Here is a 21,421-nt window from a genome sequence, read left to right as displayed (position 1 = left end):
TCTAGGTTTCCTCGGCAACCGTCTGCCAGATCGTGAAACCAGGGTGGAAGCATTCTTTCTTCAGGTTGCCCAAAAAATGCCTAACCATTCTTTCCTCCTTGGAGGCAATGGATGGGATGACAAGCCAAAATCCAAAAACGTTCGTTATGTCGGACATGTCTACACACGTGACCATAATGCCTTCAATCGTACGCCAAAAGCTGTCATTAATGTGAATCGAGAGAGCATGGCCCGATATGGCTTTTCTCCCCCAACACGAGTGTTTGAGGCAGCGGGTGCCGGAGCCTGCCTTATAACAGACCATTGGGAGGGCATTGCCCTGTTCCTTGAACCGGGCAGCGAAGTTTTAGTCGCGAGAAATGGTGATGAAGTTGCTCAACATATTTCCGAGCTCTCTGCCGAAAGGGCGCATTCGATTGGCAGGGCAGCGTTGCGTCGCATCCTTTCTGAGCACACCTACGCACACCGTGCCCTTCAACTGGAGAATTTGCTCGCCGGAAAATATCAGGAGGTGGCTTCATGAGCAGCGTATCCGGGACAGTCATGAATGAAACGGTGACGACTGCCAATCATTCGGAATCTGCAAGAAATTCCGTTCGGAAGCTAAGCACTCGGTCAAATGCCCGGCTTAAAAATGGACACGGAAAAGTTGGGGCGCGAATCACCCGGCTATCAGAGCTTTCGCAAATCAGGCCATTGCGCATTGTTATACTGGGGCTTTCGATTACTTCATCCTGGGGCAATGGACATGCGACCACTTATCGGAGTCTAATCCGTGAGCTGGCCGCCCGCGGACACCAGGTGCTTTTTCTGGAACGGAATGTTGAGTGGTATGCCTCGAATCGGGACCTTCCGAACCCGCCTTACTGTAAAACTGCACTTTATCAAAACATCACGGAGCTAAAGCGGCGGTTCACAAATGACATTCGAGAAGCGGACTGCGTGATGCTGGGTTCCTACGTTCAGGAAGGCGCCATGATTGGGAAGTGGGTGACCAAATTAGCAGGAGGCATCACGGCCTTTTATGACATCGATACGCCAGTAACGCTCAGCCGTCTGGGTAATAGTGATCTAGACTATCTTTCCAAAGCCCTCATTCCCCGGTATCATCTTTACCTTTCCTTCAGCGGTGGCCCGATGCTTGAAAAAATAGAGGAGAAATTTGGCTCGCCCATGGCTCGCCCGCTTTACTGTTCCGTAGATCCAGACCTTTATTTTCCAGAATCATCTTCAGCACGATGGGATCTCGCTTATATGGGGACATATAGTGAGGATCGCCAACCGGCATTGGAATCGTTGCTGATCAAGCCAGCCCGACAATGGAGGGAGGGCCGCTTTGTGGTTGCCGGGCCGCAGTTCCCCGGGACCATTGAATGGCCTCGGAATGTCAAACGCATTGCACATCTGCCTCCAGGCAAACACCGAAGCTTCTATAACGCCCAAAAGTTTGCACTCAATGTTACCCGCACACGGATGGTGGAAGCAGGATTTTCACCGAGTGTGCGGCTCTTTGAAGCGGCGGCCTGCGGTACCCCGATCATCAGTGATTACTGGAATGGTTTGAGCACGGTCTTTGCCGTAGGAAAGGAACTGCTCGTTGCAAAATCAGACAACGAAACCTTGCAATACCTTCTCGACCTGCCGGAATGCGAACGTCTCCAGATTGGTGAACGTGCACGGCGCCGGGTTTTGGCTGAACACACCGCAGCGCATCGAGCACGCGCTTTGGAGGGATATATTCAGCAGTTGGTTTCAAAACCTAAACAACTAGAGGACCATTCATGAAACTGGTTATTTTTGGGCTTACGATCAGTTCGTCCTGGGGAAACGGCCATGCAACCTTATGGCGCAGCCTATGTCGCGCCTTGATGAAAAGAGGCCATCAAGTGGTATTTTTTGAAAGGAATGTTCCTTACTACGCGAACCATCGCGACCTGAGCGAGATTCCAGGCATGAAGTTGGTTCTCTATGCTGAATGGGAAAAAATCATGCAAACTGCAAAAGTTGAACTCTCGGATGCAGACGTAGGCATGGTCACTTCCTATTGCCCGGACAGTATTCCCGCCTGCGAACTTCTTCTTTCCTCGACCGTCACATTAAAAACTTTCTACGATCTCGATACCCCGGTGACTTTGCATGCTTTGAAGAATGGCAGGGAGGTGTCCTATATACCTCCGCAGGGTTTTGCTGATTTCGATCTGGTCCTGAGTTACACAGGAGGATCGGCCCTGGAGGAACTCAAAACGAGGCTCAGAGCACGTCGCGTCGCCCCCCTCTACGGCTGCGTAGATCCGGAAGCTCATCATCGGGTGCCCCCAGTCCAGACATACCGCGCCGACCTCTCTTACATCGGTACCTACGCTGAAGACCGGCAAACCAGCCTCCATTGTCTTCTTATTGAACCGGCCCGCAGTTTGAGGAACCAGAGATTTGTCATAGCAGGAGCCATGTATCCGGAACAATTCCCTTGGACCGACAACATCTATTTTGTCCACCATCTGCCGCCACCTGAGCACCCGGTCTTTTATTCCTCCTCCCGTATCACCCTAAACGTCACGCGCCGAGCCATGGCTGAAATGGGATTTTGTCCATCCGGACGGCTTTTTGAGGCCGCAGCCTGTGGCACGGCAATACTCAGCGACTGGTGGTCGGGGCTAGATCAATTTTTCGAACCCGGTTCAGAAATCATTGTTGCAAACCAGACTCAAGACGCCATCAACGCCCTGGAAATGTCCGAGGAGGAAATTTCCAGAATTGCGACAGCTGCGCAGCAAAGAACACTGGATCAATACACGGCAAATCATCGTGCAAGGGAGTTGGAGGCAGCTTTGGAATCTGTTTTGCACTACAAAACAAACGTTGAATTCACGGAGGCATAAATCATGTGGGGTATTATTCCAGCGGCAGGCGCGGGCAGCAGGATTCAACCGCTCGCTTTCTCAAAAGAGTTGCTCCCGGTGGGAAGCCGGTTGGACGGTGACACCGAACGTCCTCGCGCTGTGAGCGAATACCTGGTTGAGCGCATGCTCTCCGCCGGTGCGGACAAGCTATGCTTTGTCATTTCACAGGGCAAATCGGATATCCTGGAATATTATGGCGGCAGTTTTGGGACGGCAAATATCAGCTATGTCGTGCAACCGAAGCCTTGCGGGTTGTGCGACGCCATTTTTCGCGCACTGCCTTTTATTCAACCCGAGGAGCAGGTTCTCATCGGCCTGCCCGACACAATTTGGTTTCCAGCGGACGGTCTGAGCAATCTGCCCGATGATGTTCTCTCATTTTTACTTTTCCCGGCAAAACGTCCCGAATTCTTTGATGCAGTTGTCACTGACGAAGAAAATCACGTCAAAGAAATCCAGGTGAAACAAAAGAATGCGGCATCTCCCTGGATTTGGGGTGCATTCAAAATGCCCGGCTTCGTGCTGCACAAGCTCTTTCAATTATGGCGCGATCGTGAATGTGTGGATGAATACATGGGTACTCTGGTAAATGCCTTCCTGGCTCAGGGAGGAGAGGCATACGGAGTCCACGCGGGAGAGGCCTATGTAGATGTCGGCACACTGCATGGATATCGGGAGGCCATCAAGCTTCTCACCGGGAAACCTCTGGCGGGCGCGGCTCACTGCCGGGCTCGATCGCGGGTAACGTCAGTAAAAAAAGGATCACCACGGCAATGCCGCTCAGCATTGAGAAGCAAGTCTCGGAATCCGGAAATGAATGAAACGCGACGATGAAAAACGTAACTTCTACTCTGCCCAACGTTCTGACTCAGGATGAAATTCAGCTCAGAGTTAAGCAACTGGGCAAGTGGTTTCATAACCTGGATCTTAAAGGTGTTTCAACTGCGCCGGACCATTTCCTTGGAGATTATCCGCGCATCAAATGGCAAAGTATTGCTGACATATTACCCAGGAATCTAAGTGGCAAAACAGTGCTGGACATCGGTTGCAACGCTGGCTTTTACTCGATTGAAATGAAACGACGCGGAGCCGACCGCGTACTCGGTATCGATCATGACGACTGCTATCTTGATCAAGCGAAATTTGCAGCTGAGGTATGTGGAGTGGATGTTGAATTCCAAAAACTTTCAGTCTATGACCTTGGGCAATTAGGCGAAAAGTTTGATCTGGTACTTTTCATGGGAGTTCTCTATCACCTGCGCCATCCCTTGCTTGCTTTAGATTTGATCTACGAACATGTGGCTAAGGATGTGCTGCTTTTTCAATCCATGCAGCGCGGCAGCAACACCATTGAACCAATCAAGGATAATTACTCATTCTGGGAAACAGAGGTCTTCAACGCACCGGGCTATCCAATATTGCATTTTGTGGAAAAGAAATATGCAAATGATGCAACTAATTGGTGGATACCTAATTGTGCCTGCTCGGAAGCCATGCTTCGCAGTGCTGGCTTTGAGATTGTGGAGCATCCTGAAGCCGAGACATTTGTTTGCCGCCGTAAGCAATGAGGCGATATCTGTAGTTTTGATCCTTTAGTCTGTGTGCGAAAAATTGAAACGCGCCAACCCGATTGGAAAGCTGCCAAATCCTTTTGCCTTAAATTTGATCCAAACTCGCAAGATTTAGGCGGGCCCGGGAATTGCAAATCTAATCATGAAATAATCTGCAAATGACTTCTGTTTATCGCTAAATATTTGATTTCGCGTTCAAATGAGGAAAGTTTGAATATGCGCAGTTATTTCAGTATTAGGCTTTGGCGCACTGACTCCGCTGGCAGAAAAAGACTCCAAAATTTCTCAATTACAGTTTTTTTGTGAATGATCGAGGAAAAAACAGAGCATCCAAAGTACGTGGCCGAATGCGGCGGGCATTAAAGCTGGCTTTTCCTTTCAGGAAAGCCGTTTTGGGCATTTTGCTTCTTACTTTACTGGTGGCAGTGATCAATGCCATCGAACCACTTGTTCTAAGGTATATTTTTGATAACCTGACCACCCATCAGCTAATGCGCTCGCTTATGATTGGCATAGGCGGTTTGGTGGGGTTGGGTATCTTTCGTGAAATTGCCACAGCTTTCTCCAACCAGATGACCTGGCATTGTCGACTCGGCCTGCATTACAATCTCTTGGATTCAACCGTTGAGAGACTCCATCGTATGCCCTTAAGTTTTCACCGCAAAGAAGGTGTCGGGGCAATCATGACTAAACTGGACCGAAGCATTCAAGGATTCGTCGGGGCTGTCAGTCAAATTTTGTTTAATATATTTCCAGCGGTTCTCTATTTGCTGATTTCCCTGGTCATCATGTTTTATTTAAACTGGAAGCTGGCTCTTTTAGTCCTGGCCTTTCTTCCTCTTCCCGCCGCCATCGCGGCGTTTGCAGGCCCCGAGCAAAACCGCCGCGAGCGAAGGCTCCTTGATAGATGGTCCCGCATCTACTCTCGCTTTAACGAAGTTCTATCGGGCATTGTCACTGTCCGCAGCTTTTCCATGGAGGAAGCTGAAAAAAGGCGGTTCCTTGAAGATGTTCACGAGGCAAATCAAATTGTGGTCCGTGGGGTCGGTATTGATGCCGGAGTTGGAGCAGCCACAAACCTGGTTGTCACGGCTGCACGCATCGCGGCAGTTGCCTTTGGAGGGATGCTTATTGTGCAGGGAAAGTTAACCGTGGGCACGTTAATAGCCTTTTTGGGTTACGTTGGCGGCCTCTTCGGCCCGGTTCAAGGATTAACCGGCATCTACCAAACCATACAAAAGGCTTATGTCTCTCTGGATGAAATATTCTCCATTCTTGATGAACAGGAGCATTTGGGGGATGCCATCAATGCCAGGGAAGTGATACATGTGCAAGGCGAGGTCATCTTTAAAGGCGTGCATTTCCGTTATGAAGAAGCTTCGCGTCCCTTGTTGCGTGGGATAGATTTGGTCGTCAAGTCTGGTGAAACCTTGGCCATCGTAGGCCCGAGCGGTTCCGGCAAGACCACTCTCATGGCTTTGTTAATGCGCTTTTACGATCCTGATGAGGGTGCCATTTATCTGGACGGAGAGGATCTGAGAAAACTGAAACAACGCTCTTTGCGAACCAATATCGGCACAGTGTTGCAGGACCCGCTTCTGTTCAACGACACGGTCCGTAATAACATCGCATACGGGCGCCCTGAGGCTTCACTGGCCGAGATAGAAGCGGCGGCCAAGGCAGCCAATGCTCATGACTTTATTTCTCACCTGCCCGAGGGTTATGAAACGATGGTGGGAGAACGTGGTAGTCGGCTTTCCGTTGGTGAACGACAACGGATTACTATTGCGCGTGCGCTCATCAAAAATCCGCCCATCCTGGTGTTGGATGAAGCGACTTCATCCCTGGATGCAGAATCAGAAGCTCTGGTGCAAGAGGCCTTGAATCGCTTGATGAAGGAGCGCACGACGTTTGTCATCGCGCATCGCCTTTCCACTGTGGTGAATGCCAATCGCATTATCGTCCTCAAACATGGATTGGTTGTCGAATCAGGAACCCATGCAGAACTAATGAAATTGGGCGGATACTATGCTGCTTTAGTAAAGCGCCAAACGGGTGGACTTATCCATAATGAAGGCGAATGGAGTCAATCACTCGCGACGAAAACATAGGAAAAAATTTGTTAGCGTAATAAAACGGTGGATTTTCGAGGTTCACCTTTCATGAGGTTAGCCAGGACCGCACCATAGACCATATGTGCTGCTATCATGGATTTTACCCGACCGGGCCGATCACGTTCCGGTGGCGGTAGAATATTGAAAGCCGGAATCCAACCTTTGTAGCTTGCAGCCCATACCAGAAGTCCATAACCGATACCATGGAGAATCTGTAGCTTCTTTGAAGAAGACCTTGGTTGGATCAAGGCAAAAGCCCCGCCGGCCACCATGCCAAATCCTAAATGTGCAGCGACAGCTGAAGCATTCAGCTTCAGTTTTTGTTGTTCGGATTGCTCGCTTCCTGCGAGGGCGAAAGCAAATTCGGCAATACGCTTTGGCGGATGTTCTCCCTGAATGCCCAGCTTTTTGGAGCCGAACATGAACAAACTCATCCAGATCGTGGCGAGACCACCGGCCACCGCACCTTGAATCAAGCGGGAACTTTGCTTCCTGTCCATAACATGAAATCTGCTTGTCAGCCAGCTTCAAGGAAGTCAGCCGAGGCGATTGGCGAATCAGCTCCAAGGCTTCAGCACAATCTTCACACAATTATCCTCCTTGTTTTTGAATATCTCATAACCGTGTGGTGCCTCGTCAAGCTTCATGTGATGAGTGATTACGAAAGTCGAGTCAATTTCCCCCTTTTGAATTCTCTCCAGCAGCGGGCGCATATAACGCTGCACATGGGTCTGTCCGGTCTTGATAGTCAATGAACGATTCATGATCGCACCAAAAGGCACTTTATCCAAAAAGCCCCCATACACTCCGGGCACTGACACGGTGCCTCCATTGCGACACGACATGATAGCCTGGCGCAGAACAATCGGCCGGTCCGTTTCCAGCATGGCGGCCTGCTTCACCCGGTCGTAAGCGCCAGCGAGGCCATGGGCATGGGCTTCCATGCCTACCGCATCAATGCAACGATCGGGGCCGCGACCCCCAGTCATCTCCTCCAGGGCGTCATATACATCCACACGTTCATAATTTAGCGTCACTGCTCCGGCTTTCTCCTCTGCCATTTTCAATCTTTCTGGAAAGCGATCAATGGCTATCACCCGTTCCGCTCCCAGCAGGTATGCGCTCTTGATTGCGAACTGGCCAACTGGTCCGCATCCCCAGATTGCCACCGTATCTCCAGGCTCGATGTCGCATTGCTCTGCTGCCATATAACCTGTGGGCAGGATGTCGGACAGGAACAGCACCTGATCATCTGGCATTCCCTCTGGAACCTTGATCGGGTTGACATCCGCATACGCCACACGGGCGTACTGTGCCTGCCCACCGGCATATCCTCCCAACAGGTGTGAGTAACCATAAATTCCTGCCGGTGAGTGTCCCCACATTTCTTCTGCCAGGGCAGCATTTGGATTGGAGTTTTCACAGAGGGAGAACATTTTCTTTTGGCAGAAAAAGCAGTTCCCGCACGCAATCGGAAAAGGAACCACCACCCGGTCTCCCACTTTTAGATTCTTTACCGCGCTCCCCAACTCAACCACCTCACCCATAAATTCATGGCCCAAAATGTCTCCCTTTTCCATGGTCGGAACATAACCGTCATAAAGATGAAGGTCAGATCCACAGATTGCTGAAGAGGTAATCTTTACGATGGCGTCCCGTGGATTAAGAATTTGTGGATCAGGAACATTTTCCACCCGCACATCGTTTTTCCCATACCAACAATTTGCTTTCATCGCTCTTTCCTTCGTTTAAATTGGTTAAGTCATGCTTGTTTCCTCCAGATTGGAGAACAACTTTCCCTGGATCGTTTCAGGTTAGCCTGCTGATATTGCTCCTTGATAAGGCGGCTTCCGGCAGCTTGTTCATGTCCGAATAAAGTCGTCAAATTTCCAGGAAGTGCTCCGGGAGCGTCCTGCCGGTTGTCCAGACGTGGTTGGAATTTCTCCCGTTTCCATCATCTGCTTGAAGCGATGCAAATCAACATTCAGTTGCATTTCCGGTTCTTCCCCGAACAGTTTCGCAAATCGTGCGCCGAGAATTCCTGCTGGCGGACGATAATCCATCACTGCTCGTATCACCGTCCCGCGTCCACCCGGCGCAGGTTCAAAGTGCACCGCCCCGGCGTTGTCCACATCAGCCCCCTCCAGTGATCGCCAGGCGATATACTCATTAGGTTTTTCATCCACGATTTCTGCATCCCACTCCACATTGAATCTTGCCGGTCCCTTGGCTATCCAATGCCAGCGATTTTCTCCGGTTTCTTTGACTGATATCAAATGATTCATGAAGCGGGGCAGGCTTTCGAAATTGTGCCAGAAGTTGTATAATTCTTCGGGTGGACGATTAATGGTAATGCTCTTCTCCACATGAATGGCGCCGCTCTTCGCCCGACTGCGGGTTACCCGCTGACTGCATATCACATCTAAAGCGGTGACACCCAGCACTGCCGCAGTGGCCACACCCAGCCTGTTCCTTTTTGAATTCGCCGAGCCCATCTGCTTCAATAAAAACGTCAAATCCATCGCATCTCCCGCAACCCGCGACCAAAGCCACACTTGAGGCCGGCGTTGATTCAGAATGCCAAACCCGCTGGCCATCTCCCGCAAACCAAATGCTCGCAAAGTTCCTTTTTGATCTTCGTCCGCTCCAATCAATCTCCCCACACCCTGAGGTGCCAGCACTTCCGCCAGTCCCAATCCAATGCTGAACCACCCCAATCTGCGTGCGAGTCGCTCAGTGGCATCATCGACATTATTTGCTACTTGAAATGATTCCATGATATTCCTCTCCCTCTTCAGAATTAATGCGTTTTCGAACTCGAAAACTTTGCCCATCCTTGACTCAAATACGGCTTTAATGTCCGTCAAATCAACAGGGGTGATGAACCCAGAGAGGGAAAGATATTCTCCAGCGCCCACTTGAACTGCCGCCATAAAGATATTTGTGAAGGCTTATACCAACCCTTGCGACCGCTTTTGAGCAGAATATATTTTAATCGAGAAGAATCACAAAGAAAGGAGTACCTACTAAACTTGTAAAACGTGAACAACCAAATACAAATGTGCTGGCCCCCGTGTCACTGGCTTGGTCGCCGTTGCGGCAACTGAGTCGGTTGCAGGACGAGATTAATTGGCTGCTTGAGAAGCCTTTTGACGGGTGGTTGACATCCACTATGCCTCTCTTTGATGCAGGATGGATCCCCGTGGTTGATGTCTATGAGGACAAAGACAACGTCGTGGTGAAAGCCGAACTTCCGGGCGCGAAGAAAGAGGACATTGACGTGTCCGTTTCTGGAACCATGCTCAACCTTGCCGGTGTGCGCAAGGAAGAGATTGAGTACGAAGGCACCGAAGGCTATCGGGCCGAGCGTTATTTTGGCCGCTTCCAAAGGGGCATCGTTCTGCCGGTACCGGTGGAAGGAGATAAGATCCAAGCCGAATACAAGGACGGAGTCCTGACAATCACCTGCCCGAAGACCACGGAGGCCAAACGCAAACAGATCGAAATCAAAGTGGAGTAACGCGCCAACCGCCTGGCGACGGTTGCTCTCGCGCGAAGTGCCAGTGCACAGCCGCCAGGCAAACAGCGATGTGCTAATGAGGGGGAATTCTATAAACCGACTGGATAAAAAGGCCGAGAGCCTCAATATCCCCGCGTTTTGCGTTTAACACACCCTTAAACACCAGTGATATGGCAGATCACCAGCGGATGTATTGTTACTTGCAGATGGAAATAACGTAAACCATTGAACAAAAGGATGGTGGAGCCGAGGGGATTCGAACCCCTGACCCCCACAATGCCATTGTGGTGCTCTACCAACTGAGCTACGACCCCATCCAAAGGGCGGCGAAAATTTATTGGCGGGACGAATGTTTGTCAAAACAAATTGTCCACCTTTTCCGAGAAATACTCATCAAGGCTATTAAACTCAGGTCTCTGAACAAGAATTTACTCTTTACTCCAAACCAAGAATCTTACGGCCCTGTTCCGTAATCATGGATTGATGCCAGGGAGGATCCCAGACAATTTCAACCACCGCTTCTTCAACTCCAGGCAGATTCAAAATCTTCTGCTGTGCATCACCAGCAATAACCCCGCCCATACCGCAACCAGGAGCAGTCAACGTCATTTTGACTGAAACCAGGCTATTCCCTGATGTCATGGGTTCAATATGCAGGTCATACACCAGGCCCAGGTCAACAATGTTGACCGGAATCTCAGGATCGTAACAGGATCTTAGCGTCTCCCAAACAAGCTTTTCATCCACAGAACCTTGAGTTTCCGGGCTGGCTGGAGCAGCTTGGGAATCATTTTGGAGTCCCAAAGCATCGGCGTCTTTGGATGCGACTCGAAATAGTCCGCCCCGGGCGTGAATAGTAAATGTTCCGCCTAAAGTTTGCGTGATATCGACGGGGGTCCCGGACGGCAAGGTAACGGTTGTGCCAACGGGAATTTGAACAGCTTCACAATCCCGCGTTAGTTCAACCGAGGTAACATTATGCATAAAATTCAGGTGTCAGCCACTCAGGCTGAAGATTCTTTAATGTAAAGGATAGTTGATGAGGGTGCCAAGTATTCTGTCTGCCAACTTTGAACCTTGAACTTTATGGGGTGCGCCTTAGTTTATGCGCCGTGAGCGAAACGCTTCCGAGTGTGACAGTTGTGATTGCCGCCAGGCCCGGCCAGGCGGAGATCAAAGCTGTTGTTGCCGGGCGTCAGTTGGATTATCCAAGAGATAGACTTGAGATTCTGGTGGCGCGCGGAAAGCAACCTTCAGTGCAACGCAACCAGGCCATCCGTGCGGCCCAAGGGGAACTTATTTATTTTCTGGATGACGACTCTGTTCCACCACGCGAAAACTTGCGTAAAACGATCGGCGTTTTTGCCGATCCCCTGGTAAAAATGGTCGGAGGACCCAATTTGTGTCCGCCAGACGCTCCATTCATCGAACAAGTATTTGCTTTGGTCCATGCGAGCTTCCTCGCTTTTGGACCAAGTCGTGCCAGATATGCCGCCGTGGGCAAAGTTCGAGAATCTGGTGAGAAGGAATTGATTCTTTGCAATTTGATTGCACGAAAAGATTCTCTGCTAGAACTGGGAGGCTTTGACGAGTCGCTATATCCCAATGAGGAAAATGCCTTGATGGATGAGGTACAAAAACGTGGCGGGAAGTTGCTCTACGATCCTCAGCATATCGTCTATCGCAGGCCTCGGCATGATCTCAAAGCATTTTGCAAAATGTTGCTGAACTACGGGCGGGGCAGGGCGGAGCAGTTCAAGCTGCATCCCACGATGGGTTCCGCACCCAATTTTGTTCCGCCATTATTTTGTATTTATCTGGTACTGTTGGCAGTCTATATGGTGTTATTCGCATTTTCCTTCCGGCTGCCATCCTTACTCGCGAAAATGGCCTTGGTGCCCTTGGGAGTCTACGCGCTGGCACTGATCGTTCAGGCGATGGCTCTTATTGGCAAGGGAGGAATCCTAAAGAGTTTCTGTGCAATTCCCTTTATGTTCCTAACGCATCTTCTATATGGGATCGGTTTTCTGCGCGCACTCTTCAAACCTATAAAAAGTCCTGAAGCCCGGCCCAAGGTGGAAGTTGTGCTCGAAAGAATTCAGTTGTAATTATTTTGGTCATGAAGAATCCGGTTTGGGAAAAAGCCATCAAGTCCAGTCCTGTCCCACAAAGAGCAAGGCATGAGCTGGGACTTCTTGCTGCCACGAACGCAGTCAGCAGCCTGGAAAACGCCTCCGAGGAACAGGCCCGAATTGTCTGCGCATTATTGAGTGGTTCCCAGGCACTCAGCGGATGGTTGGTGTCAAATCCTGAATTGATTTCGGTTCTGACTCCTGAGCATTTGCAGTTTGCACGCCGCGAGCAGGGCCTGCGGCGGGAGGTGAACGAATGGATGACGCCTCTGCTGAAGGCGCAGGATTATTCGGGGGGGCTCAAACAACTCCGCCTTTTCAAGCAACGGGAGACTTTGCGCATTGCCGCCCGGGATTTGGCCAGATTGGGTGGAGTGGTCGAAATTACGCGCGAGATTTCCGATCTGGCCGACGTCTGCCTGAGCACCGTTTTTCAAATCTGTAATCAACAACTCATCGAAAGACTGGGCCAGCCTTACCATCAGGACATGGACGGTCGCTGGCTTCCGACCAGGTTTTGTGTGTTTGGAATGGGTAAGCTCGGTGGCCAGGAACTTAACTACAGCTCTGACGTGGATGTGATTTTCGTCTATAGCGACGAAGGGCAAGTTTTCAAGGCTCCTCCAGCCAAGCCGAAAGCGGTTTCCGGAAGTTTTTCAAACCATCAATTTTTCATTCGTCTGGCGGAGACGTTCATTGCAGAAGTTGGCCGGATGACCGCCGAAGGCACACTTTATCGGATTGATCTGCGCTTGCGACCTGAAGGCGACGCCGGACCGCTCGTCAGGTCTCTGGGTAGTTATGAGAATTACTATGCGCAGTGGGGACAAACCTGGGAGCGGATGATGCTGATAAAAACCCGTTGTGTGGCCGGGGATCAGGCTCTGGCCGCGGAATTCCTCGAAATGATTCAACCATTCCGCTACCCGCGCTCATTGGGTGGAGGAGTTATTCGAGAAATAGCGGCAATGAAGGATCGCATCGAAACGGAGGTCGTCAAAGCCGGCGAACTGGACCGCAACGTCAAGCTCGGACGAGGTGGGATTCGAGAAATTGAGTTCGTTGCACAAACGCTTCAGCTGATAAACGGCGGCAGGATTCCTTTTTTGCAAGGTGCACAAACTCTTCCAACTCTGGACAAACTGGTAAGCTACGACTTGCTTCCCTCTGCCGAAGCCAAGGTTTTGAAGGAAGCCTACTATTTCCTGCGCGACGTGGAGCATCGCCTCCAAATGGAGAACAACCTACAGACTCACACCATCCCAGTATCGCGAGCGGCACAGGAATGTCTGGCCGGATTGATGGGTTACTCGAGTTTGAAGGAGTTTGAATCTGCCCGAAAGAACACACCCAAAACGTCCGCCGGATTTATGGTAAATTACTTAAATCTGAGGGCGCGGAGCCGGAGGAGATTTTGCCTCGCGAATTCGATAGGCCGAAGCTGATGGAAAGCGATTCTGGAAAGGAACTCCTTCAAACAGATTGACCGAGCTTTCAAACTACTGGGTGAATTTGTTTATGGCCCGGGATACGTGCATGTCAGTAACCGGACGGTGGATCTGGCTATGCAGTTATTGCCCAGGTTTTTTGCACTTTGTCCCAAGCCGGACAAAAAGCCTGCCGACAGAAAAGTAATTGAAAGAAGATTGTCCGATCCCGACCGGGTCCTAACCCGCCTCGACAACTTTATCGCTGCTTATGGCGCTCGATCAACCATGTTTGAGCTATGGAATAGCAACCCTTCCATTTTCGAGCTGCTCCTGCTGCTTTTCGACCGGTCTGAGTTTTTGGCCGAGGTGGCGATTCGGACACCCGATCTCGTTGATGAGTTGGTTATGAGTGGTCGCTTGCGACAGCGGAAAAGCTCCGAGGAAACACTGGTTGATCTTCGTTATGGGAAGGATGATCCTGACCAGCGACTCTGGCTGCGTCGATACCATCAAGCTGAACTGATGCGAATTGGGTTGCGCGACATTCTTGGTCTGGCTGATTTCGAACAGAATCTTACCGAACTTTCCGGTCTGGCTGATGCGTGTCTCCGATACGCATTGGAAGTGGTTTTGCGTAAACATAAAATCAGAAGTTCGCCGTTCGTGATTGTCGGACTCGGCAAGCTGGGTGGCTCCGAGATAAATTATGGTTCGGATCTGGACATCACCTTCATCACTGATGTTTCACCAAAAGATCTGCCTAAACTTCAAAAAATGGCGACTGAGGTAATGGACATGCTTTCGGGAAGGACAGAACAAGGAATTGTTTTCCTGACCGATGCCCGGTTGCGTCCCGATGGAGAGAAGGGTTTGCTGGTTAACACCCTGGAGGCATACGAGGATTATTATCGGCACCGCGCGCAATTGTGGGAGATTCAATCGATTTCCAGGATCCGTGCTGTGGCAGGAGATATGGAATTGGGCCGACGCTTTCAGGAGTTAGTTGCGGTCCTGACAGATTTTCGTCCAGCGAATGTGGCTGCTAATTTCGTGGAAACTGCGAAACGGACTTCGAAGAAGCACAGTAAATTGCAGAAAGCCAAACCTGGAGCCTCAGCAAAAACCAAATCTGGTTTGGTCGCTTACGTACCGGCGTGGAAGGAAAAGATTCGGCACATGCGTTATCGCATCGAAAAGGAGCGCACGCCGGCAGGTCAGGATACCCTGGCTATTAAGACCGGGCTTGGTGGATTGATGGATGCGGAGTTTATAGCCCAGACGCTCTGTTTGGCGAATGGTTGGCAGGAACCGAATACTCTTAAGGCGCTCGAAAAGGGCAGGGACAACGGTGTCATTGATAAGCAGGACGCTCACCTGTTGATTGAAAACTATAAGAAACTTCGTCGCATTGAAGGAATCTTAAGACGCTGGAGTTTTGAAGGTGAAACCGTCCTGCCAACGGAAGAGGCTCCTTTTTATCGTGTATCCATTAGGTGCGGTTTTTTTTCTCCAGAGGAATTTCGCAAGGAATTGCAGAGAATACGCAGTGCTATTCGCCAGGTTTACGAGAAAGTTTTGGTATCTGAATAGTCAGACACCCTCTGATTTACTTTTGGGTTGGTGGAAAAGTGGAAAGATAATCGGCGCAGGCACCTTTTAACCACACACGTTCGTCAATTCTGCTGGCATGGACAGTTGTGTTTGAAATGGCCGCGTAAACCAATGACGCCAGAATGCCGATTCCCCCGGCAAGTGCGGGCCATCCATTCTTGAGGCTAATTGCAAAGCCGATCAAAACCAGTGACAAGGCAAATATGCCCCAACTTATCCAGATGCCGTTTCTTCTCTTTGTGGAATGGAGATCGCATAGCCCGACTTCAATGACAGCAGTTTTTCGAATGGCCATCGCGACAATCGCATAAACCAGCACGCCGGCAACAATTAGTAAATAATAGGCGGGGCTGTGCCAGTAGAGCTTTCGTTTCAACCGGATTTTGGACTGAGCGTTACATTTTATGCAACGATCCGGCAGTTGGGCACTATGGTCCATAACCAGTAATTTTTTACTGTGCCAAATTCGTAGCTGAGGAGGTATTGGAGGGGGAACGGAGGCATCGAGCCTGCCATAGGGTAACCAACCTGGTAGTCCAGCCCGCCATACCAACGTTTCTGAAGTAATTTGTCCTGAGCTAACCAACAATTTAAATTGAGCGTCAATCACCGGCCCTGTTTTCTGACCGTTGCGCGAGTAAAACCATTCCATAAAGATTTTTGAGATTGGGGCAACGGTTCAATCACTGCAATGGAAAAACGATTAACCAGACCTGACCTAGAACAATGTCTGTTGAATCTGGATCGGGGACTGAACAGGTGGTTGGGGTGCGGCTAATGGTGCCGGAGGGACCAGTGTCAAAGTTGAGCAGGGGAGGTCTTGAGATGTCACCTCGATGCGGACATGAGTGGCGCCAATTTTCTGCAATTTTTCGTGCATCGTGCGTTCCGCAATTTCAGGGCGGTTACACTCGCGGCTAAGATGGCCCAAATACAGGTGCCGCAGGTCAGCCGACATGATTACTTCAGCAGCATCAGCAGCTTCTGTGTTCGAAAGATGCCCATGGCGCCCGGCAATGCGTTGTTTCAAACTCCAGGGACGGCTGGACTCCTGCAACAGTTTGAGATCGTGATTGGATTCAAGCACCAGAACATTGGACGCACGCACGCGCTCCAGAACCAACTTGGTGGCATGCCCGAGATCGGTCAAAAAGCCAATCTGGCCGGCGGTGGTACGCATAAAAAATCCCACCGGGTCGCTGGCATCGTGGGGGATGCTGAAAGTTTCGATAATCACATCGCCCAATTCAAAGCTGCTGCCGGTTCCAAAAATACGGCAATCAAGCTTGGTTTGAAATTGGTATTCGATGGCGTCTTTCGTAAGGCGGTTGCAATAAACGGGAATGTTCAGTTTCGTGGCCAGGCCCAACAAGCCGTTAATGTGATCCGTGTGTTCGTGCGTGATAAGAATCCCTGAAAGGCCTTCGGGTGCCCGGCCAATGGTAGCCAGGCGCTGGCGAATCTGGCGGACACTGAATCCCGCATCAATAAGAATGCGGGCATCCTCGGTCTCCAAATAGGCGGAGTTACCGCTTGATCCGCTTCCAAGAATGGTCAACTGAACGGCCACAGCCTGACCGTAAGGGTGCCAAAGGGGCGGAGCAACTTTTTTCCATCGGGAGAATGCTTTTTGCATGCTCTTTAGCCTGGCGTCGGGTCGAATTTATTTTCCCGAGACAATTAATTTAGGATTGACAATCACAAATCACTGTATGGCACGAAGGCGGCTAAAGCAATTATCAGACCAGTTCATGCTTGAGCTATTGGGATTATTCCTTAGAATCTATTTACATGGCACAAGGCTTACAACTGGCACAGCGCCTGACGCAGTCACTGGTGTTATCGCCCCAGATGCAGCAGTCACTGGCATTATTGCAAGCGCCGACGCTCGAACTTAAGGCGTTGGTGGAAACCGAATTGCAGCAAAATCCGGTCCTTGAGGAAGTGGCGGCCCCGGAAACGGATCAGTCTGAGCGGGCAAAAACAGATGATGGAGAACAGGTTGAAGCCGTTGATCCGACAGAGCCGCCGGCAGATGTGACTTTTGATCCGGCGACGGAAAAGGCCGATCCTCAAACCGAGGAGTTTTTGGCGGAGTTTGAGAAATTATCCCAACTCGATCAGGAGTGGCGCGATCATTACGCCTCAACCAATGCTCCTACACGCCAGTCGGCTGATGAAGAGGAGAAACGGCAGTTCATGTTCGATTCCCTGGTGGCCGGAACTTCGCTTCAGGAGGTGCTTTTGGAACAAGTTCGGGAATCCGGTCTTCCTGAAGATTTGCGGCCGATTGGGGAGATGCTCATTGGCAATATTGATGACTACGGATATCTCAAGGCGAACATTGATGAGCTTTCCTTTTCCACCAATATCCCGGCGGTCAAAATCGAGGAAGTTCTGAAGGTTATCCAGACGTTTGATCCTCCAGGAGTCGGTGCCAGAGATCTGCGTGAGTGTCTGCTTCTTCAGTTGGAACGAGCAGGTGATCAGGAATCAATTGAATACAAGATCATTCGTGATTACATGGACGCGCTGGGCAAAAGGCGCATACCGGAGATTGCCCGCGGTTTGGGGTTGGAGGTAGATGAAGTGCAGGAGGCAATTGCCAGCATCGGACGGCTGGAGCCTCGTCCTGGCCGGGCTTTTCTGGCGGATAACCACCAATACATTCTCCCTGAAGTTTTTGTAAACAAGGTCGGAGATGACTTTGTGGTAACCACCAATAATGAGCAGATTCCTCATTTGCGCATCAGCAACACATACAAGGATCTCATGGCGCAATCGGGTAACTCCTCCGAGGTAATCAATTATATTCGCGAGAAGATTCGCGCCGGAAAATTCCTCATCAAGAGTCTGCATCAACGGCAGCAAACAATTCTCAACATAGCCATTGAAATCGTAAAACGTCAGCGCGAGTTCATGGAAAAAGGCGTTTCCCTGCTGAAACCAATGACGATGGTGCAAGTGGCAGAAGCCGTGGGGGTACATGAAACCACGGTCAGTCGTGCTGTCTCCAGCAAATACATGCAGACACCGCAAGGCATCTTCGAAATGAAGTATTTCTTCACCGCAGGCATCCAGACTGCTTCCGGCGAAGGTCTGTCCAACACCAGCGTGAAGGACATGATTGCGGAGATGTTCAAGAAGGAAGACACAACCAAGCCACTTTCAGACCAGGAAATCGTCAAAATGCTGCAGGAAAAGGGAATCGTAATCGCCCGCCGTACCGTTGCGAAATACCGCAGCGAATTAAACATTCTACCTTCCAATTTACGGAAGGTATATTAAGCCAAAGCGGAACAGGCCTTAAAGCCTTATTCCTTTGACTTTTTCAGCTCTGCCTTCGTGCGTGCCTGAAGCTCCTCCAACTCGGGCTTGAGTTCCTGTTTCGTTTCCGTGTCCATCCGATCTATGAATAGAATTCCATTGAGGTGATCGGTTTCGTGCTGCACGGCGCGAGCCAGCAATCCGCCGGCCCGGAATTCGATACGCTCGCCATTCTCATTCATCGCAACCACATCCACCGTTTCCGGTCGGGTGATTTCGGCGAAAATTTCTGGAAAACTGAGGCAACCTTCTGTGCCTGCAACCTTCGGGCCGACAGGTTTTACTTCCGGGTTAATCAAAACCAAAGGCATAAACTTCTCCACACTGGCTGGCTTGCCATTGAGCTCAAGCGTGGAGGGACGATCGGTGATTCCACGAACATCGATGACGGTAATTTGGACCGCCCTGGCGACCTGTTGCGCTGCCAGGCCGATGCCACGAGACTCATACATGGTTTCGAACATGTCCTTGATGAACTGTTTGATCTCCGAAGTCACTCGCGTGACCTTTTCACCCTTTTTACGCAAAACAGGGTGGCCATATTTGATAACTTTCAAGCTCATTTGCTGATGTGATAGTATCGATGTAAATGCCTGGGCCAATCCCTATTTTGCAGGCCAGTTCTGTAGCATCTGTAACAGATCCTTGATGCCGGGGCTGTGGGCGGTGCGCACATAGTGACCGCTGGTGGTTACACCGAGTAAAACGCAAAGTTCATTTTCAAAACCGAGTAATTTGCCCAGGCAAAACCCGGAGTTGAAATGATCACCCGCACCAGTTGTGATGAGGGGTTTGGCCACGTACGGTCCCTCAACCAATGATACAACCTGCTTGCTTGAGGCCAGAGCATAGGTAACTGGATGCACAACCACTGTGCTAACGGGGACCAAACGATTTATCTCTGCGGTCAGTTTGGCCATGCCCTCGGGTGAATGATCACTTGTTTTTACCCCCACAACCTCACCAATTGCGACAGCTTCCTTTTCATTCAGGCCGAGCACCACGTCGAAATATTTTTCAAAGCCTGCAATCAACTGAAGCGCACGCGAAATGTCTTCCCTGGTTCTCTTTTCAGGATCAGCCAAATCAATGAACATGGTGCGCCGTCTGCCATTCAGAGCGGGGCAGAGCTCTTTCTGAAGCGAAGCCCAAACATCACTCATATATGGAAGCATGGTCCAATTGACAAATCCCACCAAATCAGCACTCCTAAATTTGGATTCGAATTTCTCCCGGCCAAATCGCGCCTGTATATTCGGCCAGGTTACATCCTTCAGAGGATAATGTTTGCCCAGCATGATCTTGCCATCTTCAAATTCGAGGGCATCCGTGTGTCCGGGTTCAGCGATGGAATAGACCTCCGCCTGTTGGGCAAAGTTTGAGAAGACCGGATGCAAGGTGGGATAGCCAAGCGTGCCGAGGTAGGTGACACGCAATCCAAAGCTTGCCAGGGCATTGGCCATGATGGGGCCATTACCACCGAGTTTAATTACCTGATTTACCAACTCAATGTTGGTGCTCATTCCCGCCGCTCCGTGCAGGCGTTCGGCGAGTTTGGCTATGGTGGGAAGACGCTGATAGTTCTCGGCGTTTTCACGTTTATCTACAACATGAATGATTTCATCGACAAAGCCATCAAGGCCAACGAAGGCGGAAAGTGTTGAAGGGCGATTGCTGGCAGCAAGCAACTGCTGTGCACAACGGTCACGTAGTTCGGGCGAGTTCATCAAGGGATAATTTTTGCGTATTTTAAAATGCAGGTAAAGTCGCGAGGATCAATCCACCTTTACACCGACGATTTGCAGCAGCCTTTCCAATTCGTCATCACTAAAGAAGGCGACCTCCAGTGAACCTTTGCCCTGGGCATATTTCAGGCGGACCTTGGTGCCAAAGCGTTCGCGCAGTTTGCTTTCCAGGTCCAAAATATTTGCATCAGGTGCGACGGGCGAGGGTGGAGTGCTGGTGGTCGCACGGCCCAAGGCCTGAAGGTGGGCCACCAGTGTTTCCGTCTGGCGGACGTTCAAGCCGTCTCTGATGACTTTGTCAGCGGCTTGCTTTTGTAATTTCTCGCTGGGAAGCCCCAGAATAACTTTCGCGTGGCCTACGGAAAGCTTGCCATTACGAATTAGCTCCTGGATGGAGGGAGCCAGTTTCAGCAACCGGAGCGCGTTCGCGACGACGGCGCGGCTTTTGCCTACTTTAGTGGCGACATCATCCTGCTTTAGTTGGAATTGCTCAATGAGCTGTGAATAGCCCTGGGCTTCTTCCAGTGGATTAAGGTTTTCCCGCTGCAGGTTCTCAATTAGGGCCAGTTCCAAAACTGACTTATCGTCAGCCTCGCGCACGATTACAGGGACTTCCGCCAAGCCGAGCAATTGAGAGGCCCTCCAGCGACGTTCGCCGGCTATGAGTTCAAAGTGGTCGCCCCGATCACGAACAATCAGGGGTTGAACGATACCCTGTTCCTTGATGGAGTCGGCTAGTTCGCGTAAAGCCTCATCTGAAAACGCCTTCCGAGGCTGAAAGGAGCAGGGACGGATGCGATTCAAAGAAATGCGTTGCACTCGATCCCGCGTGTCGGGCACGGGTGCTGCGCTGGTCGTAATGGCCGCTGGAGCAGAGGTGGTAGGCTTTCCAGGAGTATTGGAGCCTCCCAACAGTGCGCCGAGACCGCGGCCCAAAGCTGGTTTTGCCATAAGCTCAGAGTGTCGCAGGGTGGGGGTGGTTGTCAACTTTAGCCGGTTGGTCTAAACAGGTCAGACGCAGCTCAATGCCAGCGCAATCCGATGGAAAAACACTTGGTTTTGCGAATCCGC

The 21,421-nt window shown here is 50.6% G+C and carries 20 protein-coding genes and 1 tRNA gene; 11 read left to right on the top strand and 10 right to left on the bottom strand.

What is annotated here, in order from left to right; all coding sequences use genetic code 11:
* The 6 genes from CFLAV_RS12070 to CFLAV_RS12045 all read left to right on the top strand — a co-directional run.
* Nucleotides 1-523 (top strand): CgeB family protein (locus CFLAV_RS12070; RefSeq protein ID WP_007415006.1); only part of this gene is annotated, 523 nt, incomplete at its 5' end.
* Complete coding sequence (locus CFLAV_RS12065; RefSeq protein ID WP_007415005.1) at nt 520-1,785, top strand: CgeB family protein; 1,266 nt, start codon at nt 520-522, stop codon at nt 1,783-1,785. The genes CFLAV_RS12070 and CFLAV_RS12065, both read left to right, overlap by 4 nt.
* Nucleotides 1,782-2,879, top strand: coding sequence for a CgeB family protein (locus tag CFLAV_RS12060; RefSeq protein ID WP_007415004.1), 1,098 nt, complete (start codon nt 1,782-1,784; stop codon nt 2,877-2,879). The genes CFLAV_RS12065 and CFLAV_RS12060 overlap by 4 nt, the downstream gene beginning before the upstream one ends.
* Nucleotides 2,880-2,882: 3 nt before the next feature.
* Entirely contained in the window at nt 2,883-3,734 is an 852-nt protein-coding gene (locus CFLAV_RS12055; RefSeq protein WP_007415003.1) for a sugar phosphate nucleotidyltransferase, read from the top strand.
* A complete protein-coding gene (locus CFLAV_RS12050; RefSeq protein WP_007415002.1) occupies nt 3,731-4,468 on the top strand; it encodes a TIGR04290 family methyltransferase in 738 nt (245 codons plus the stop codon). The genes CFLAV_RS12055 and CFLAV_RS12050 overlap by 4 nt, the downstream gene beginning before the upstream one ends.
* Nucleotides 4,469-4,818: 350 nt before the next feature.
* A complete protein-coding gene (locus tag CFLAV_RS12045; RefSeq protein ID WP_007415001.1) occupies nt 4,819-6,582 on the top strand; it encodes an ABC transporter ATP-binding protein in 1,764 nt (587 codons plus the stop codon).
* 11 nt (nt 6,583-6,593) lie between these two features.
* Here the strand turns inward: CFLAV_RS12045 and CFLAV_RS12040 are convergent, their stop codons facing one another.
* The 3 genes from CFLAV_RS12040 to CFLAV_RS12030 all read right to left on the bottom strand — a co-directional run bounded on the left by CFLAV_RS12040 (nt 6,594) and on the right by CFLAV_RS12030 (nt 9,362).
* The gene (locus CFLAV_RS12040; protein ID WP_007415000.1) at nt 6,594-7,085 is read right to left on the bottom strand and encodes a DUF6789 family protein; all 492 of its coding nucleotides are present in this window, start codon (nt 7,083-7,085) and stop codon (nt 6,594-6,596) included.
* Nucleotides 7,086-7,142: 57 nt separating this feature from the next.
* Entirely contained in the window at nt 7,143-8,318 is a 1,176-nt protein-coding gene (locus CFLAV_RS12035; RefSeq protein ID WP_007414999.1) for a zinc-dependent alcohol dehydrogenase, read from the bottom strand.
* 129 nt (nt 8,319-8,447) lie between these two features.
* Nucleotides 8,448-9,362, bottom strand: a complete 915-nt coding sequence (locus CFLAV_RS12030) for an SRPBCC family protein (RefSeq protein WP_160164567.1) — start codon at nt 9,360-9,362, stop codon at nt 8,448-8,450.
* A gap of 284 nt (nt 9,363-9,646) precedes the next feature.
* Between CFLAV_RS12030 and CFLAV_RS12025 the strand changes: the two genes are divergently transcribed.
* Nucleotides 9,647-10,105, top strand: coding sequence for an Hsp20/alpha crystallin family protein (locus tag CFLAV_RS12025; RefSeq protein ID WP_007414997.1), 459 nt, complete (start codon nt 9,647-9,649; stop codon nt 10,103-10,105).
* 238 nt (nt 10,106-10,343) lie between these two features.
* On the opposite strand, the gene CFLAV_RS12020 is transcribed toward CFLAV_RS12025, so the two are convergent.
* Together CFLAV_RS12020 and sufT are read right to left on the bottom strand one after the other, a co-directional pair.
* Nucleotides 10,344-10,419: transfer RNA gene (locus CFLAV_RS12020), tRNA-Ala, on the bottom strand.
* 121 nt (nt 10,420-10,540) lie between these two features.
* Nucleotides 10,541-11,089 carry a putative Fe-S cluster assembly protein SufT gene (gene sufT, locus CFLAV_RS12015; protein ID WP_007414996.1) on the bottom strand — a complete coding sequence of 183 codons (549 nt, stop codon included), beginning with the start codon at nt 11,087-11,089 and terminating at the stop codon, nt 10,541-10,543.
* Between the two features lie 128 nt (nt 11,090-11,217).
* On the opposite strand from sufT, the gene CFLAV_RS12010 reads away from it, so the two are divergent.
* The 3 genes from CFLAV_RS12010 to CFLAV_RS12000 all read left to right on the top strand — a co-directional run bounded on the left by CFLAV_RS12010 (nt 11,218) and on the right by CFLAV_RS12000 (nt 15,257).
* Nucleotides 11,218-12,213: a glycosyltransferase gene (locus CFLAV_RS12010; RefSeq protein ID WP_007414995.1), complete on the top strand. Its 996-nt coding sequence runs from the start codon at nt 11,218-11,220 to the stop codon at nt 12,211-12,213.
* Between the two features lie 11 nt (nt 12,214-12,224).
* On the top strand, nt 12,225-13,682 hold the full coding sequence (locus CFLAV_RS12005) for a [protein-PII] uridylyltransferase family protein (protein WP_007414994.1): 1,458 nt from the start codon (nt 12,225-12,227) through the stop codon (nt 13,680-13,682).
* Nucleotides 13,683-13,802: 120 nt separating this feature from the next.
* Nucleotides 13,803-15,257 carry a [protein-PII] uridylyltransferase family protein gene (locus tag CFLAV_RS12000; RefSeq protein WP_007414993.1) on the top strand — a complete coding sequence of 485 codons (1,455 nt, stop codon included), beginning with the start codon at nt 13,803-13,805 and terminating at the stop codon, nt 15,255-15,257.
* Nucleotides 15,258-15,273: 16 nt separating this feature from the next.
* Here CFLAV_RS12000 and CFLAV_RS11995 read toward each other — a convergent pair whose 3' ends face one another.
* Both CFLAV_RS11995 and CFLAV_RS11990 read right to left on the bottom strand, forming a co-directional pair.
* Nucleotides 15,274-15,930 carry a DUF4339 domain-containing protein gene (locus tag CFLAV_RS11995; RefSeq protein WP_007414992.1) on the bottom strand — a complete coding sequence of 219 codons (657 nt, stop codon included), beginning with the start codon at nt 15,928-15,930 and terminating at the stop codon, nt 15,274-15,276.
* 66 nt (nt 15,931-15,996) lie between these two features.
* The gene (locus CFLAV_RS11990) at nt 15,997-16,914 is read right to left on the bottom strand and encodes an MBL fold metallo-hydrolase (RefSeq protein ID WP_007414991.1); all 918 of its coding nucleotides are present in this window, start codon (nt 16,912-16,914) and stop codon (nt 15,997-15,999) included.
* Between the two features lie 155 nt (nt 16,915-17,069).
* Between CFLAV_RS11990 and rpoN the strand changes: the two genes are divergently transcribed.
* Nucleotides 17,070-18,566 carry an RNA polymerase factor sigma-54 gene (gene rpoN, locus CFLAV_RS11985; RefSeq protein WP_007414990.1) on the top strand — a complete coding sequence of 499 codons (1,497 nt, stop codon included), beginning with the start codon at nt 17,070-17,072 and terminating at the stop codon, nt 18,564-18,566.
* Nucleotides 18,567-18,592: 26 nt separating this feature from the next.
* Here rpoN and def read toward each other — a convergent pair whose 3' ends face one another.
* Genes def through CFLAV_RS11970 form a run of 3 tightly spaced genes read right to left on the bottom strand, consistent with a single transcriptional unit; the run spans nt 18,593 to nt 21,301 of the window.
* Entirely contained in the window at nt 18,593-19,168 is a 576-nt protein-coding gene (gene def, locus CFLAV_RS11980) for a peptide deformylase (RefSeq protein WP_007414989.1), read from the bottom strand.
* A gap of 42 nt (nt 19,169-19,210) precedes the next feature.
* On the bottom strand, nt 19,211-20,332 hold the full coding sequence (locus CFLAV_RS11975; RefSeq protein WP_007414988.1) for a PfkB family carbohydrate kinase: 1,122 nt from the start codon (nt 20,330-20,332) through the stop codon (nt 19,211-19,213).
* A 48-nt stretch (nt 20,333-20,380) separates the two neighbouring features.
* The gene (locus tag CFLAV_RS11970) at nt 20,381-21,301 is read right to left on the bottom strand and encodes a ParB/RepB/Spo0J family partition protein (protein ID WP_007414987.1); all 921 of its coding nucleotides are present in this window, start codon (nt 21,299-21,301) and stop codon (nt 20,381-20,383) included.
* Between the last annotated feature and the right edge of the window lie 120 nt (nt 21,302-21,421).

Source organism: Pedosphaera parvula Ellin514 (assembly GCF_000172555.1).
In the GTDB taxonomy this organism is placed as follows: domain Bacteria; phylum Verrucomicrobiota; class Verrucomicrobiia; order Limisphaerales; family Pedosphaeraceae; genus Pedosphaera.
Note: the sequence above shows the minus strand (reverse complement) of the source record. Positions and strands in the feature narration are given on the sequence as shown.